This window comes from Rahnella sp. PD4 (genome assembly GCF_049199325.1).
Lineage (GTDB): Bacteria > Pseudomonadota > Gammaproteobacteria > Enterobacterales > Enterobacteriaceae > Rahnella > Rahnella perminowiae.
Window position 1 is genome coordinate 1010282 of the sequence record NZ_JBLZQF010000001.1, and the last position, 14691, is coordinate 1024972.

General features: G+C 50.7%; 15 protein-coding genes. 10 read left to right on the forward strand and 5 right to left on the reverse strand.

From position 1 onward, the window contains the following. Positions 1 to 76: 76 nt before the first annotated feature. A complete protein-coding gene (locus ACOZIO_RS04600) occupies positions 77 to 256 on the reverse strand; it encodes a YoaH family protein (protein WP_129951779.1) in 180 nt (59 codons plus the stop codon). Between the two features lie 161 nt (positions 257 to 417). On the opposite strand from ACOZIO_RS04600, the gene pabB reads away from it, so the two are divergent. The 4 genes from pabB (at position 418) to ACOZIO_RS04620 (ending at position 6014) form a co-directional block, all read left to right on the forward strand. Beyond that, positions 418 to 1797, forward strand: a complete 1380-nt coding sequence (pabB, locus tag ACOZIO_RS04605) for an aminodeoxychorismate synthase component 1 (RefSeq protein ID WP_129990497.1) — start codon at positions 418 to 420, stop codon at positions 1795 to 1797. Continuing rightward, positions 1794 to 2396 carry a CoA pyrophosphatase gene (locus tag ACOZIO_RS04610; RefSeq protein WP_129951781.1) on the forward strand — a complete coding sequence of 201 codons (603 nt, stop codon included), beginning with the start codon at positions 1794 to 1796 and terminating at the stop codon, positions 2394 to 2396. Before pabB ends, ACOZIO_RS04610 begins: the two co-directional genes overlap by 4 nt. 207 nt (positions 2397 to 2603) lie before the next feature. Then, positions 2604 to 3968 carry an L-serine ammonia-lyase gene (locus ACOZIO_RS04615; RefSeq protein ID WP_421594992.1) on the forward strand — a complete coding sequence of 455 codons (1365 nt, stop codon included), beginning with the start codon at positions 2604 to 2606 and terminating at the stop codon, positions 3966 to 3968. 453 nt (positions 3969 to 4421) lie between these two features. Further along, entirely contained in the window at positions 4422 to 6014 is a 1593-nt protein-coding gene (locus ACOZIO_RS04620; RefSeq protein ID WP_129951783.1) for an EAL domain-containing protein, read from the forward strand. A gap of 76 nt (positions 6015 to 6090) precedes the next feature. On the opposite strand, the gene ACOZIO_RS04625 is transcribed toward ACOZIO_RS04620, so the two are convergent. Beyond that, a complete protein-coding gene (locus ACOZIO_RS04625) occupies positions 6091 to 7650 on the reverse strand; it encodes a TerC family protein (RefSeq protein ID WP_129951784.1) in 1560 nt (519 codons plus the stop codon). A 592-nt stretch (positions 7651 to 8242) separates the two neighbouring features. Between ACOZIO_RS04625 and manX the strand changes: the two genes are divergently transcribed. The 5 genes from manX (at position 8243) to mntP (ending at position 12300) form a co-directional block, all read left to right on the forward strand. After that, on the forward strand, positions 8243 to 9205 hold the full coding sequence (manX, locus tag ACOZIO_RS04630) for a PTS mannose transporter subunit IIAB (RefSeq protein ID WP_129951785.1): 963 nt from the start codon (positions 8243 to 8245) through the stop codon (positions 9203 to 9205). A 90-nt stretch (positions 9206 to 9295) separates the two neighbouring features. Next, positions 9296 to 10093, forward strand: a complete 798-nt coding sequence (locus ACOZIO_RS04635) for a PTS mannose/fructose/sorbose transporter subunit IIC (protein WP_101077145.1) — start codon at positions 9296 to 9298, stop codon at positions 10091 to 10093. Positions 10094 to 10104: 11 nt separating this feature from the next. Next, positions 10105 to 10947 carry a PTS mannose transporter subunit IID gene (locus ACOZIO_RS04640; RefSeq protein ID WP_129951786.1) on the forward strand — a complete coding sequence of 281 codons (843 nt, stop codon included), beginning with the start codon at positions 10105 to 10107 and terminating at the stop codon, positions 10945 to 10947. Between the two features lie 108 nt (positions 10948 to 11055). After that, positions 11056 to 11514, forward strand: a complete 459-nt coding sequence (locus ACOZIO_RS04645; protein WP_336369446.1) for a DUF986 family protein — start codon at positions 11056 to 11058, stop codon at positions 11512 to 11514. 213 nt (positions 11515 to 11727) lie between these two features. Next, positions 11728 to 12300 carry a manganese efflux pump MntP gene (mntP, locus tag ACOZIO_RS04650; protein WP_129951788.1) on the forward strand — a complete coding sequence of 191 codons (573 nt, stop codon included), beginning with the start codon at positions 11728 to 11730 and terminating at the stop codon, positions 12298 to 12300. Here the strand turns inward: mntP and rlmA are convergent. After that, entirely contained in the window at positions 12292 to 13113 is an 822-nt protein-coding gene (rlmA, locus tag ACOZIO_RS04655) for a 23S rRNA (guanine(745)-N(1))-methyltransferase (RefSeq protein ID WP_421594993.1), read from the reverse strand. The genes mntP and rlmA overlap by 9 nt on opposite strands. A 147-nt stretch (positions 13114 to 13260) precedes the next feature. On the opposite strand from rlmA, the gene pgeF reads away from it, so the two are divergent. Further along, positions 13261 to 13962: a peptidoglycan editing factor PgeF gene (pgeF, locus tag ACOZIO_RS04660; RefSeq protein WP_129951790.1), complete on the forward strand. Its 702-nt coding sequence runs from the start codon at positions 13261 to 13263 to the stop codon at positions 13960 to 13962. Between the two features lie 59 nt (positions 13963 to 14021). Here the strand turns inward: pgeF and cspE are convergent, their stop codons facing one another. Continuing rightward, the gene (gene cspE / locus ACOZIO_RS04665; RefSeq protein ID WP_002221949.1) at positions 14022 to 14231 is read right to left on the reverse strand and encodes a transcription antiterminator/RNA stability regulator CspE; all 210 of its coding nucleotides are present in this window, start codon (positions 14229 to 14231) and stop codon (positions 14022 to 14024) included. A gap of 41 nt (positions 14232 to 14272) precedes the next feature. Beyond that, entirely contained in the window at positions 14273 to 14389 is a 117-nt protein-coding gene (locus ACOZIO_RS04670) for a DUF2627 domain-containing protein (RefSeq protein WP_071823629.1), read from the reverse strand. Positions 14390 to 14691: the final 302 nt, after the last annotated feature.

Genomic DNA, 14691 nt, shown 5'->3' on the forward strand with positions numbered 1-14691 from the left:
TGAGATGAAAAAAAACCGGACGCCTGAAAAGGGTCCGGTTTTTCTTTGCGGGAAAGAAGCTCCCCCGGCTCAGTACTTATTCGTCTTCGTCATCAAAAATGACGGTCACACGGTCGCCTTTATGCGTTTCGCGAATTTCTTCTGCTACGGTCGCAATGGCTTCGCCGCTGCTCATACCGGTTTCCATTAACTGGCGGATACGATCGGCGGCCTGTTCTTGTTCATGATGTGATAATGAAGGCATACCTGTCAGCATGGGAGTGTCCTGTTGTACGGGTGATAATGAAAGCCCGCGCAGTGCGGGGTTGCACAGTATACGCCTTATTAACGCAAATCGCCTGCGCTGCTTTCAGGCAGGCCGATCTGTGTTAGGATCCGAGAAAATACGTCATTGCGCCAGAGAAACCCGTATCCGTCATGCAATCCGCTCAGCCCGTTGTTTTCCATTCACTACCCTATCAGCCCGACGCATTAACCGAAGGGTTTGCGCCGCTTTCAGTTTTGCCATGGGCCATGTTGCTGCATTCCGGTTCGGCACAGCATCAGCATAATCGTTTCGATATTCTGGTCGCCGATCCGCTGATCACGCTCACCACACGTGGCGCGATAACACAGATTGAGCACAACGGCATGACCGAAACGCGGGAAGAAGATCCGTTTGCATTACTGGAAGAGCAACTGACGGTAGCCGGTTTACAGGCAGAACGTACCGCAGATTTTCCTTTTCTGGGCGGTGCACTGGGCCTGTTTGGTTATGATCTGGGACGTCGTATAGAAACACTGCCGGAAACGGCTGCGCGGGATATTAACCTGCCGGATATGGCGGTGGGGATTTATAACTGGGCCCTGATTGCTGATCACCATTTACAGCGTCTGACGCTGATTTGTCACGGTGACATTTCTGAACGTTTAGGTTGGCTGACAGAGTATCAGCGCCCCGCTGCTCCCCGGGCATTTTTCCGTTTACATGCGCCATGGCGGGCGAATATGTGCCGTGAGGAATACGGTGAAAAATTCCGTAAGATTCAGGAATATATTCACAGCGGTGATTGCTACCAGATTAACCTGGCGCAACGGTTTTCAACAGAATACAGTGGCGACGAATGGCAGGCTTTCCTGCGCCTCAGTCAGGCTAACCGTGCCCCTTTCTCCGCATTTCTGCGTCTCGCGGAAAATGCCGTTCTTTGCCTTTCACCTGAGCGTTTTATCTGGCTTAAAGACGGGCAGATCCAGACCCGGCCAATTAAAGGTACTATGCCCCGCTGCGCAGATCCGACTGAGGATGCACGGCAGGCAGAACGGCTGGCCGCATCGGAAAAGGATCGCGCCGAAAACCTGATGATTGTCGATTTGCTGCGTAATGATATTGGTCGCGTGGCGATACCCGGCAGTGTAAGGGTCCCGGAACTGTTCGTAGTCGAGCCCTTCCCCGCCGTACACCATCTGGTCAGCACTGTCACCGCACGTTTGCCGGAAACCTGTCACGCCAGCGCCTTGCTGCGTGCCTGTTTCCCCGGCGGCTCGATTACCGGTGCACCCAAAGTACGCGCCATGGAAATCATTGAGGAACTTGAACCACAACGGCGCAACGGCTATTGCGGCAGCATTGCGTATCTGAGCTGCTGCGGCACGATGGACAGCAACATTACCATCCGCACGCTGCTCACCGCGCAGGGTAAAATTTACTGCTGGGCGGGCGGCGGGATCGTCGCAGACAGTCAGGAACAGGCGGAATATCAGGAAACTTTTGATAAAATCGCCCGTATTCTGCCCGAATTAGGAGACATACAGCCGTGACGCTGCAGGCACAACACACGCCCTTACCGACGTTTTCACCTGCTGTGGAAGATTTCATTCTGCGTTTTCAGTTGCAGCCGCCGCGCAGGCCCGCTGCAGCCTTGCGCGGAACCCGCCATGCTGCTGTGTTGATACCGATTATCTGCCGTCCGGAACCCACCCTTTTACTGACGCGCCGCGCCGATCAGTTGCGTAAACACCCTGGTCAGGTAGCGTTTCCGGGGGGTGCAGCAGATGCGACCGATGCATCCATTATTGCGACCGCATTACGTGAAGCACATGAAGAGGTCGCGATCCCGCCTGAACAGGTTTATGTATTAGGAACATTATCACCGCAGGACAGCAGCAGCGGTTTCCAGGTCACACCGGTTATCGGACTGCTGCCTGTGGATGTTCCGCTACATCCGGCTGAAGATGAAGTTGCCGAATTGTTTGAAATGCCGTTGCGGGAAGCGTTTGATCTGACACGTTATTACCCTCTGGATATTCACCGCCGAGGCATTCATCACCGGGTGTATCTATCCTGGTATCAGCAGCAATTTGTCTGGGGACTGACGGCGGGAATCATTCGTCAGTTGGCCCGGCAGGTTGAAGCCTGAGCCCGCTGATTACATTTCGATCACACTTTTGCATCAAATAAGTTTATTTCATGCGAAAAATGAAACTTTTGCCTCTCAGCCCTTTTAAACTATAAGTCTATCCATAGGAATAAGAGACCCGTCCATAAAGACAGTCTCTGATGTTTTTTCATTTATGGAAGCCAGGGATCCCGTTCCCTGCCGCAATCTATTACAGGAGTATTCGACGTGATTAGCGTTTTCGACATGTTCAAGGTCGGGATTGGCCCTTCCAGTTCCCACACTTTGGGCCCGATGAAAGCAGGGAAACAGTTCGCTGATGATCTGCTGGAAAAGGGCATGATGCCTGCCGTTACGCGTGTCGCCGTGGACGTTTTTGGTTCTTTGTCACTCACCGGTAAAGGCCACCACACTGATATCGCCATTATTTTAGGTCTGGCGGGTAACCAGCCAGATACCGTCGACATCGACGGCATTCCCCATTTTATCCGCGACGTTGAGCAACGAGAGCGCCTGCCGCTGGGCGAAACCCACCATGAAGTCGATTTCCCACGCGATACCGGTATGGTGTTCCGCGGGGAGAATTTGCCACGCCATGAAAACGCCATGCAGATTCACGCTTTTGCTGGCGACAAAATGATTTACAGCAAGACCTATTACTCAGTCGGCGGCGGCTTTATCGTGGATGACGAGCATTTCGGTCAGCCGGTGCTGGATGAAGTGACCGTGCCCTACAGCTTTAATTCGGCCAGTGAAATGCTGGCAAAATGTAAAGAAACCGGATTGTCATTATCCGGTCTGATGATGAAGAATGAGCTGGCGCAGCACAGTAAGCAGGACATTGAGCAGTATTTTGAGAAAATCTGGCACACCATGCAGGCCTGTATTGATCGCGGCCTGAACACCGAAGGCGTTCTGCCCGGCCCGCTGCGGGTACCGCGTCGGGCTTCTGCCCTGCGCCGGATGCTGGTGTCTAACGATAAACTCTCCAGTGATCCGATGAACGTGATCGACTGGGTGAATATGTTTGCCCTCGCGGTTAACGAAGAAAACGCGGCAGGCGGACGTGTCGTGACGGCACCAACCAATGGCGCATGCGGCATTGTGCCTGCGGTGCTGGCGTATTATGACCAGTTCATTCAGTCGGTCAGTCCGGACATTTATCTGCGCTATTTCCTGACTTCCGGCGCTATCGGTATCTTGTATAAAATGAACGCATCGATTTCAGGCGCAGAAGTCGGCTGTCAGGGTGAAGTCGGGGTAGCCTGTTCAATGGCGGCGGCAGGCCTGACGGAATTGTTGGGCGGCAGCCCGGAACAGGTGTGTGTCGCGGCCGAAATTGGTATGGAACATAATCTGGGATTAACCTGTGACCCGGTTGCCGGTCAGGTTCAGGTGCCCTGCATAGAACGCAATGCTATCGCGTCAGTAAAAGCCATTAACGCTGCCAGAATGGCGTTACGCCGTACCAGTGAGCCGAGAGTTTCACTGGATAAAGTCATTGAGACGATGTATGAAACCGGTAAGGATATGAATTCCAAATACCGGGAAACCTCACGCGGGGGTCTGGCGATTAAGGTTCAGTGCGACTGATTCGGTCAAAAATGAGATTTTCCTGCGGTATGTTCGGGTTGTATAATTTTCGACCTGCTTACCACAGGAAATACCCCCTGGCGGGTAGCCAGCAGCAATAAAACCTTCGCTAACAACAACCCGTTGTATTATCAATAAAAAAGGGTAGTGAGACTTGCATTATACCCTGCAGGTACGGCATGCTGATTTCCGCCTGTTTTTCCCAGTCCGAACCTCTTCTTATTACATCTGCTAAATGTCGGAAATGGCCAGGAAAAACCCAAGTGACACTGTCACCTGCACTATTTTTTTGATTTGAACAGAGAAATATACGGAGTTTGCTGCAACTCAGGCCGGGCGGCAGACGATTTACAGCGACTCTCTATAAAAACGAAATGGCTGTTACGCATCGGTAACCCTTTAAAAATAATAATTTTGAGCCTGCATTTAACACGGGATAAAAGGATTAGAACGATGCTGTTCTCCCAGACCGGACTTGCGAAATATCGTTACTATCGCATTGCGCTCGCCAGTGCGATGGGAATATGTACGCTGCTTCTCACGCTGGGCATTCGTATCTACGAACAAGCTCAGGTTATCGCCAAAGATCAGCAGCGGGTAGCGTTTCACACCGTTGAAAAACTGGAAAAATTGCTTGAGCCCGCATCTCCGGCCGGCAAAGTAATGCCTTTCGATACCACGCTCAGCTGTAACGTGCTGCAGCCCTTGTTGCAACAAACCGTTGCACGGATGCAAACATTGCGTTCAATCAGTCTCGTCAGCAACGGCATTATTACTTGTTCAAGCCTGGTAGGTTCGCTGGATCTGAATTTTAACGACACCCTGCCTGCGTTCGCACAAGGCAAAACCCAGCTTGAGTTACGTGCGTCGAAATGGAGCCGTGTCGATACACCGACGCTGGTTTTATGGCATCCGGCGGCACCGGATAATCTTAACGGCGAACTGTTTATCTATAACATCGGCATCTTGTCGAATTTCCTGCTGGAACCCCAACCGCCTTATGCCAGCCACATAGTCCTCAACGTCGGGCAGCGAAATCTCGAATACGGCAAAAAGGCCATCGCCAGTTCCAGCGCCTTGCCGCAACCGCCTCTGCTGAGTGTCCGCTCGGGAAAATATGATTTTTCGGTCTCTATTTATGGAGATCAAGCCAGCACCCTGGCATGGAAGGAACTCTTTTCACATCTGCCGCTGTCAGTTCTGATAAGCCTGCTGACAGCAACAGCCGTTTATCTGTTCTCAGGCAGCCGCATCAGCCTGGCTTATCCGATCAGCCACGGCATTTCCAAGCGCGAGTTTAAAGTCTATTGCCAGCCCATTATCAACAGCACGGACGGCCGCTGTATCGGGGTGGAAACGCTGATGCGCTGGAAGAACCGCCGTCAGGAATGGGTATCGCCTGACGTATTTATCCCTCTGGCTGAACAGCACGGCTTAATCATTGCACTGACACGCTATCTTATTAAGACAGTCGCTGAAAATTTGTCAGTCTTTCCTGCAACGCCGGGTTTTTACGTCAGTATCAATGTTGCAGCACAGCACTTCACGAATATGGAAATTGTTGATGACATCCGAAAGCTGTGGCTTCCGGCGCAGCCATCAGTTTCTCTCATGCTGGAACTGACGGAGCGGACACGGTTACAGGAATTACGTGCTGCCGAAATTTCACAATTAAAAGAAATGGGAATTCTGCTGGCCATTGATGATTTCGGGACAGGCCACAGTTCACTGAGCTATTTAAAAACCCTTAATCCCGATGTGCTGAAAATCGATCAGGCTTTTACGGCTTCAATTGGCACGGATGCGATTAACGCAACCGTCACGGATACCATCATCACGCTGGCGCAGCGCCTCAATTTGAAGCTGATTGCCGAAGGTGTGGAAACCCGTGAGCAGGTGGATTATCTGCGTGAGCGCAGGGTTGACTCCTTACAGGGCTATTATTTTGCCCGCCCGATGCCTATTGATGTGTTCCCGATCTGGCTTGAACGGTATAAAAAATCAAGGCAGAACATGGAATTGCAGGATAAGACAGATCCGACCTGAAGAAGAAAATCAGTTTTATCCGACGCAAAAAAACGGCGACCTGAGTCGCCGTTTTACATCCCGAAATAAATCCCCGTTACTGGTCTTCATCCCATTTTTCGTCGGATGTCAGATGCCTGATACGCACCCGTTCAATACGGTATTCCGACACTTCAAGGATTTCAAAGTGCAGTGATGCCATTTCAATCACTTCCCCCACAACCGGCATCTGGCCTGATTTCGACAGCAGCAGCCCGGCAAGAGAAGCAAAGTCGTCGTCCGCATTCACCAACGTTTTGACGTCCAGAATTTGTTGCAACAGGTGTAAATCCGTTCCGCCTTTAGCAATCCAGGCATCACCATCAGCCACGACGTCCGGTGTTTCATCTTCGTCCGGGAATTCGCCTGCGATAGCCTCCAGTACGTCCAGCGGCGTCACCAGCCCCTGAATTACACCAAATTCATTACTGACCATCACCAGAAGCCCTCTGGCTTTGCGCAAAACCGCCAGCAGTTTGATGACATCCATTGTTTCCGGCACCACAATCGGCGGCGTTCTTTCCGCAAAAGCAATAATGCTTTCACCGTTTTCCAGCGCCACCAGCAGGTCTTTCGCGCGTACCACACCGATCACATCATCCAGCGAATAACGGCAAATCGGAAACAAACTGTGCGGTGTATCGAGAAGCTGACTGCGGATTTCATCCGGTGACTTCTCGCAGTCTACCCAGGAAATTTCGGTACGTGGCGTCATGATACTGCGCAGGGAACGTGACGCCAGCGTCAGTACGCCGGTGATCATATGCCGTTCTTCTTCAGCAAAGGTTTCACTGACCGGCACGACATCGCCATCAGGTTCATCTTCATGCTCATGCCGGCGTTTTCCGCCCATCAGTCGCTGAATGGCTTCCGCTGTACGTTCACGCATCGGGCGACTGGACTGGCTTTTCAGGAAGTTACGGCGCGCAATCTGGTTGAACAATTCAATCAGGATGGAGAAACCAATTGCAGCGTACAGGTAACCTTTCGGAATATGGAATCCGAAGCCTTCAGCAATCAGACTCAGGCCGATCATCAGCAGGAAGCTGAGACATAGCACCACCACGGTCGGATGGTTATTCACGAAGCGAGTCAGTGATTTGGACGCCAGCAGCATCACGCCCATCGCGATCACTACCGCAGTCATCATCACGGCCAGATTATTCACCATACCCACCGCAGTGATCACCGCGTCCAGCGAGAATACCGCGTCGAGCACCACGATCTGCGCCACTACTGCCCAGAAACTGGCGTAGCCGCGGTTCGGTGTGCCCTGCCCGTCATGCCCTTCCAGCCGCTCATGCAGCTCGGTAGTGGCTTTGAAAAGCAGGAATATCCCCCCGACTAACAAGATCAGATCGCGGCCTGAGAAACTAAATTGCGCAATACTGAACAGCGGTGTGGTCAGTTTCACCATCCAGGAAATCAGTGACAGCAAACCTAAACGCATGACCAATGCCAGCGAGAGGCCGATAATACGGGCTTTATCACGCTGCTTCGGCGGCAGTTTATCGGCAAGAATCGCGATGAAAACCAGGTTATCGATGCCCAGAACAATTTCCAGCACGACAAGCGTCAGCAAACCGACCCAGATTGAAGGGTCCATCAAAAATTCCATATCAGACTCCGCAATGAGTTAAAGAAAAAAGACGCACGAAAACGCGATACACCAGGCTGTCAGATGACCGTCCGGAGGTATGGGCTGCATAAAAAGCAGATGAAAGCGGTTTCAGTGCGGCAGAAATCAGGCCCATCGGGGCAGATTTGCCAGTAAAAATGAGGTGAAAAAGCGAAGGATAGCGACGTCGGTGACAGTCCATAGGGTGGGCTGAGGCCCGGTACTCCTGTTCAATTATTCGGAAAATCACTCTATCAGGAATGATTATGTGAAGAAAGAGTGTTTTTTTACCTCCGGCATCAATTTGAAACATCTATGCTGTTTTAATGTGCAATGTGAAACCGTATTCACAATACGTCTTTCAATAACGGACAGTCGTCACAAAAATTATTTTTTCGCACACTAAAATAAATCACGTCGCACAACCCGATGAGGTTCTGCCATTTTACAGTTTTGCAGTCTTATCAGAAATTAAGGAAAGTCAGGAAGCAGGGAATGCCCTGTCCGCCTCAGGAATAAAAACGGGCGGATATCATCAGCACCATTACTTATGTGCATAACTCTTTCCGAGAGTTAACAGAGGAGGTAGCGAGTGAGTATTGCTATTATCATCGGCACGCACGGGTCAGCGGCTGAGCAGTTGCTGAAAACAGCGGAAATGATTTTAGGTGAACAGGATAATGTCGCCTTTATTGATTTCGTTCCCGGCGAGAACGCCGAAACCCTGATCGAAAAGTACACGGCAAAGTTGGGCGGTTTAGACACCAGCAACGGCGTCCTTTTCCTGGTCGACACCTGGGGTGGCAGCCCGTTCAATGCCGCCAGCCGTATTGTTGTCGATAAAGAAAATTACGAAGTTGTCACCGGTGTTAACATCCCGATGCTGGCAGAGACTTTCATGGCCCGCGATGACAACCCTTCTTTTGCAGAACTGGTCGCCATTGCAGTGGAAACGGGGCGTATCGGCGTAAAAGCGCTGAAAACACCGGAACCTGCAGCTCAAGCCCCTGCCGCCGCTCCGGCGCCGAAAGCAGCCGCTCCGGTGCAACCTGCCGGCCCGAACGATCATATGAAGATCGGCCTTGCCCGAATCGATGATCGTTTGATCCATGGCCAGGTCGCGACCCGCTGGACCAAAGAAACCAACGTGACCCGCATTATTGTTGTCAGCGACGAAGTGGCTGCCGATACCGTGCGTAAAACGTTGCTCACTCAGGTTGCCCCTCCTGGTGTTACCGCACACGTTGTCGATGTTGCGAAAGCTATCCGTGTTTGGGATAACCCAAAATACGCGGGTGACCGCGTTATGTTGCTGTTCACTAACCCGACAGATGTTTTACGTCTGGTTGAAGGAGGTGTGAACATTACCTCCGTAAATATCGGGGGTATGGCCTTCCGTCAGGGCAAAACTCAGGTGAATAACGCCGTGTCTGTCGACGAAAAAGATATCGAAGCATTCAGGAAACTGAATGAAAAAGGTATCGAACTTGAAGTGCGCAAAGTCTCTACTGACTCACGCCTCAAGATGATGGATCTCATTAATAAAATGAATTAATAAGCGCATTGCTGTTGGCAGATTCCCTCAACGTTATCTGTCTGGTGTGCCTGTTTATACTCAGCGTCCTTTGGTCATAGGAGAAGTGCAATGGAGATCACCACACTACAAATTGTGCTGATATTTATTGTTGCATGTATTGCCGGGATGGGTTCGATCCTGGATGAATTTCAGTTTCACCGTCCGTTAGTCGCCTGTACCTTGATCGGTTTTGTTCTTGGTGATGTGAAAACCGGGATCATCATCGGCGGTACTCTGGAAATGATCGCACTTGGCTGGATGAACATCGGTGCTGCTGTCGCGCCAGATGCCGCCCTCGCCTCTATCATTTCTACCATTCTGGTTATCGCAGGCGGACAATCCGTCGGCGCGGGTATCGCACTGGCGATCCCGCTGGCAGCTGCAGGCCAGGTATTAACCATCATCGTTCGTACCATCACCGTCGCCTTCCAGCACGCAGCGGATAAAGCGGCTGAAAAAGGGAATCTGAACGCGATTAGCTGGATCCACGTTTCAGCACTGGTTCTGCAGGCAATGCGTATCGCCATCCCTGCCGTGATTGTTGCTGTTTCCGTGGGTACTGCGATTGTTCATGACTTGCTGGCATCTATCCCTGAAGTGGTCACCAACGGTCTGAACATCGCCGGTGGTATGATCGTCGTGGTAGGTTATGCCATGGTCATTAACATGATGCGTGCTGGCTATCTGATGCCATTCTTCTACCTCGGTTTCGTGACTGCTGCATTCACCAACTTCAACCTGGTTGCACTGGGTGTGATTGGTGTGGTGATGGCGGTTCTTTACATCCAGTTGAGCCCGAAATACAACAAATCCGCGCAAGCGGCGGCGGCACCGGGTGTTAACGATCTCGATAACGAATTGGATTAAGGGTGAAGGACATGGTTGATAAAACTGAAGTTAAAAAACTCACGGCCAGCGATATTCGCGGTGTGTTTATGCGCTCCAACCTTTTCCAGGGGTCATGGAACTTCGAACGTATGCAGGCGTTAGGCTTCTGCTTCTGTATGGTGCCTGCAATTCGTCGTCTGTATCCTGAGAATAACGATGACCGTAAAGCGGCTATCAAACGCCACCTGGAATTCTTCAATACCCATCCTTACGTTGCTGCCCCGGTTCTGGGTGTGACGCTGGCGATGGAAGAACAGCGTGCCAATGGTGCACCTATCGACGACGCGGCCATCAACGGCCTGAAAGTCGGTCTGATGGGGCCTCTGGCCGGTGTGGGTGACCCGATCTTCTGGGGTACTGTGCGTCCGGTGTTTGCTGCATTGGGGGCGGGTATCGCCATGACCGGCAGTCTGCTGGGTCCGTTGCTGTTCTTCGTTCTGTTTAACCTTGTACGCCTGTTGACCCGCTACTACGGTGTGTCTTATGGCTACAAAAAAGGTGTCGATATCGTTAACGATATGGGCGGCGGCTTCCTGCAAAAACTGACTGAGGGGGCGTCTATTCTCGGCCTCTTTGTCATGGGGGCGCTGGTTAACAAATGGACGCACGTTAACATTCCGCTGGTGGTGTCGAAAATCACTGACCAGACGGGCCATACCACCGTCACCACGGTACAGAGTATTCTGGACCAACTGATGCCGGGTCTGGTGCCATTGCTGCTGACCTTCGGTTGCATGTGGCTGTTGCGTAAGAAAGTGAATGCGTTGTGGATCATCGTTGGCTTCTTTGCCATCGGTATCTTCGGTTACTGGATTGGCCTGTTAGGTCTCTGATAACCTTCAAAGCCGGGGGAAATTTTCCCCCGGCTTTTTTATGTCTGCTATTGATGTCTTTGTGATTTTCATTTTGTTTTGGCCTGATGGCTGTAAGCCGGAGTTTTCATGTCTGTAACCGATATCGTCCTCGCCCTCTTTACCCTCCTGTTACTTGCCTACGCTATCTATGACGAATTCATCATGGGCACACGCAATGGCAAAACGCGCCTGCGGGTCAACCTGCGCCGCCGCAACAGACTCGATTCGATTATCTTCATCGGTCTTCTGGCTATTCTTCTCTATAATAATATCCATGCGAATGGCACCGCTATTACCAATTATTTATTGATCGGCCTGGGGCTGATTGCTTTTTATCTCTCTTTTATTCGCTGGCCAAAAATACTGTTCAAACCGGAGGGGTTTTATTTCGCCAACACCTTCATCACCTATGATCGGATCCGCAGTATGAATCTTTCGGAAGACGGCATCCTGGTATTTGAATTAGAACAGAAAAAGTTATTAATACGTGTAAACGAACTGGATGACCTTGAAAAAATATACAAAATTATGGTTAATACTCAATAACTTACAACAAATCCACGTATTGTTGATTATAGCACGATGCATACTTACGAGAGATTTAATTAACCTTACCCTTTAAAGTGTCGTTAATTACGCTGTCCCTGAAATTCTATTCCCCTCCAAACTACAGCGTTATTTAAAAACCCTATTTTATTTGGTGTTGTCCCCGATAAAAAGAGTGTGGTAAGGTTTCGCCGTCATTTGGGGGCTAATCTCGTGAATATATCCGCTACGCTTATTCTTGCTTTTGGCATGTCTATGGACGCCTTTGCTGTGTCAGTCGGTAAAGGAGCTACCCTCGACCGTCCCTGCTTTCGGGAAGCCTTTCGTACGGGTCTTATTTTTGGTGTTATAGAAGCCATCACACCGCTGATTGGCTGGTCTCTGGGACTGGTAGCCAGCCGGTACATCATGCAATGGAGCCAGTGGGTCGCATTTACCCTGCTGTTGATTCTGGGTGTACGCATGATCATCGAAGGGCTGAAAAATAAGCCGGAAGAGAACCTGACGACGGCAACCCGTCATAGTTTCTGGATCCTGGCGGCTACAGCTGTCTGCACCAGCCTTGATGCGTTGGCGATCGGTGTGGGTTTAGCCTTTCTTGATGTGAACATCATACATACCGCGCTGCTCATCGGTATGGCGACCACGGTGATGTCAACGCTTGGGATGATGCTCGGACGTTTTATCGGCCCGCTGCTAGGCAAATGGGCCGAAATTCTGGGAGGTGCAGTGCTGATCGCAATAGGATTAAACATCCTGCTGGAGCATCTGGGTTATTTACGCTGAGGGACGCTGATGTATTCTGATGAGAAAGTCTGTCTCGCATTCAAAGGCCGTCTGAGCCTTTAAGCTGGTCATCACTGCTTCTGTCGCCCGCCATGCGAATGGCGTCATCTGCAATAAATTAAATGCCTCTTCTCCGGAAAGCTTCATGCCATAGGCGAGTGTTTCAGTGCTTATCCGGTCAAAACCTTCCAGCCGTTCATCAAGATCAGTGTGCAGTTGTACATCCTGATAAATCAGCCCTTTCAGTTGGTATAAGTGACGCGGCCCTGGCGCCACCGTGATCACCAACCCGCCCGGTTTTATCGCCCGGTACAATTCCTGCGTCTTACAGGGTGCATAAATGCGAATAACTGCATCCAGCGAACCATCAGCAAAAGGCAAGCGATGGCTGGAGGCCACACAAAATGACACATCGCGATATCGTCTGGAGGCATAACGGATGGCAACTTTCGCCACATCCAGCCCGAAAACTCTCAACGCACGCTGCGGCATCAGCCTCTCAGCGAATGCTGCCGTGTAATACCCTTCCCCGCAGCCAATATCCAGCAATGCGTCTGCAGTTTGCGGGATGGCTTTATCAAGAATATCAGTCAGACGGTCCCGCAGAGGCTGATAGTGTCCGGCATCCAGGAATGCACGACGTGATACCATCATCTCTGTGCTGTCACCGGGCTGCTTTGAACGTTTATGCTGCACGGGCATCAGATTGACGTATCCCTCTTTCGCATTATCAAACTGATGATTAGCCGGACAACGCCATTGCTGACCGGTCAGCGTAAGCGGCTGGAAACAAAGCGGGCACTGATAAGTCATGCGGAAAACCTGCAAGAAAAGTCTGAGGGAGCGAAGATTCGCAATAGTGTTAAGTCTAAAGAAGGTGTTCCGGTGTTGCAACAGCTGGAAAATCCCGTTCAAAGGCGGCTACACTGGTTCCATAACATTTTTCTAACGAGAAACGAGATGAGTGACCACTCAGCTTTACTCCGTCAAATTCCCGGTATTGTGCATGGCTTCGGCGATAAACAGGCGCTACTCCCTGAGCATCTGCGCCGCTATGAAGCAACCCGGCCCGAAAAAAAACAGGTACACGGCACACGGATTGTGGATGTTACAGTCCCGGGCCAGCAATGCGGCGAAGCCGACGGTTTCATCACAGCAACACCAGGCATTCTTCTGGCCGTTTTCACTGCGGACTGTTTGCCGGTGATTTTCTGTCGTAAAGATGGCAAAGAAATAGCGGCAGTACACGCAGGTTGGCGCGGGCTGATCGATGGCATTCTGGAAAAGATGGCACAGCGGATTAATCAGTCGGGTGATACAGCACAGTGGGTTGCCTCTGTCGGCCCGGCGGCGGGGGCGTGCTGTTATGAGGTCAGTCAGGAACTGATTGATGCCTTTATACAACGTGTCGATTTACCTTCTGAACTCATCACACCATACCAACGTCATCTTGATCTGGCTGCCATTGCCGAAGCCAAATTGCGGGCGTTGGGGTTCGCAGACGTTGATCATACCGGCAGTTGTACAATTTGCTCGCCCGATTCGGCAGGAACCGGATTCAGGTATACCAGTTTTCGCCGTAACAGCCATCAGCGGGCACAAAACCCGACACATCCGGGTATCAGTGGCCGTAACCAACAGTCAGGAATTATGATCCTCTGAGCTTCAGCGGCAGACACAAAAAAACCCGCCTTGGCGGGTTTTTTTACAGCGAAGGCTGCTTAGATTGCAGTTACGTTAACTGCTGACGGGCCTTTCTGGCCGTCCTGGATTTCGAACTCTACGTTCTGGCCTTCAGCCAGAGTTTTGAAGCCGTTACCCTGGATTGCAGAGAAGTGTACAAACACGTCTTTGCTGCCATCAGCAGGAGTAATGAAACCGAAACCTTTAGACTCGTTGAACCACTTAACTTGACCTTTGATCTTTGCCATCTTGAGTATTTCCTTTGGATTGTTTAAACCGCCCAGCGGCGTTACATAGACAAACTAGAGTCGTTACTGCTTGAGGCACTAAGATTAGAATCGGCAGAGAAGCGGTATTCAACGTGAACGTCTTTACTCAGAACTTCTATACTGAAAATGCCACACATATACAGAACTGTACCTCGTTTTACCCAGATGCGTTATCACATACTCTGAATTCGATGGCAAGCCATTTTTAATCAGTGATGGACATGTCGCACATATTTGAGCCGGTTAAAGGCACTTCGTGTTCAGTTAAGCTGAAATATGTTGATAGACATGCTTTTTTCTGCTTTGCAGTTTTACCTGCATATCAAACAAAACAATAACGACCTGTTTTGATTATTGATCATTTAATGCAGAACCGTAAGCGTAAACCTCACCTTTATTTGAATTTTTATTGTCTGCGTCACCCCAAACTCTCCACGCC

Coding starts and splice junctions, on each gene's coding strand:
- ACOZIO_RS04635 (WP_101077145.1), top strand. CDS start 9,296: ATGGAGATCACCACACTACAAATTGTGCTGATATTTATTGTTGCATGT.
- ACOZIO_RS04620 (WP_129951783.1), top strand. CDS start 4,422: ATGCTGTTCTCCCAGACCGGACTTGCGAAATATCGTTACTATCGCATT.
- pabB (WP_129990497.1), top strand. CDS start 418: ATGCAATCCGCTCAGCCCGTTGTTTTCCATTCACTACCCTATCAGCCC.
- rlmA (WP_421594993.1), bottom strand. CDS start 13,113: ATGACTTATCAGTGCCCGCTTTGTTTCCAGCCGCTTACGCTGACCGGT.
- ACOZIO_RS04645 (WP_336369446.1), top strand. CDS start 11,056: ATGTCTGTAACCGATATCGTCCTCGCCCTCTTTACCCTCCTGTTACTT.
- ACOZIO_RS04625 (WP_129951784.1), bottom strand. CDS start 7,650: ATGGAATTTTTGATGGACCCTTCAATCTGGGTCGGTTTGCTGACGCTT.
- cspE (WP_002221949.1), bottom strand. CDS start 14,231: ATGGCAAAGATCAAAGGTCAAGTTAAGTGGTTCAACGAGTCTAAAGGT.
- ACOZIO_RS04640 (WP_129951786.1), top strand. CDS start 10,105: ATGGTTGATAAAACTGAAGTTAAAAAACTCACGGCCAGCGATATTCGC.
- pgeF (WP_129951790.1), top strand. CDS start 13,261: ATGAGTGACCACTCAGCTTTACTCCGTCAAATTCCCGGTATTGTGCAT.
- ACOZIO_RS04600 (WP_129951779.1), bottom strand. CDS start 256: ATGCTGACAGGTATGCCTTCATTATCACATCATGAACAAGAACAGGCC.
- ACOZIO_RS04670 (WP_071823629.1), bottom strand. CDS start 14,389: ATGTGTGGCATTTTCAGTATAGAAGTTCTGAGTAAAGACGTTCACGTT.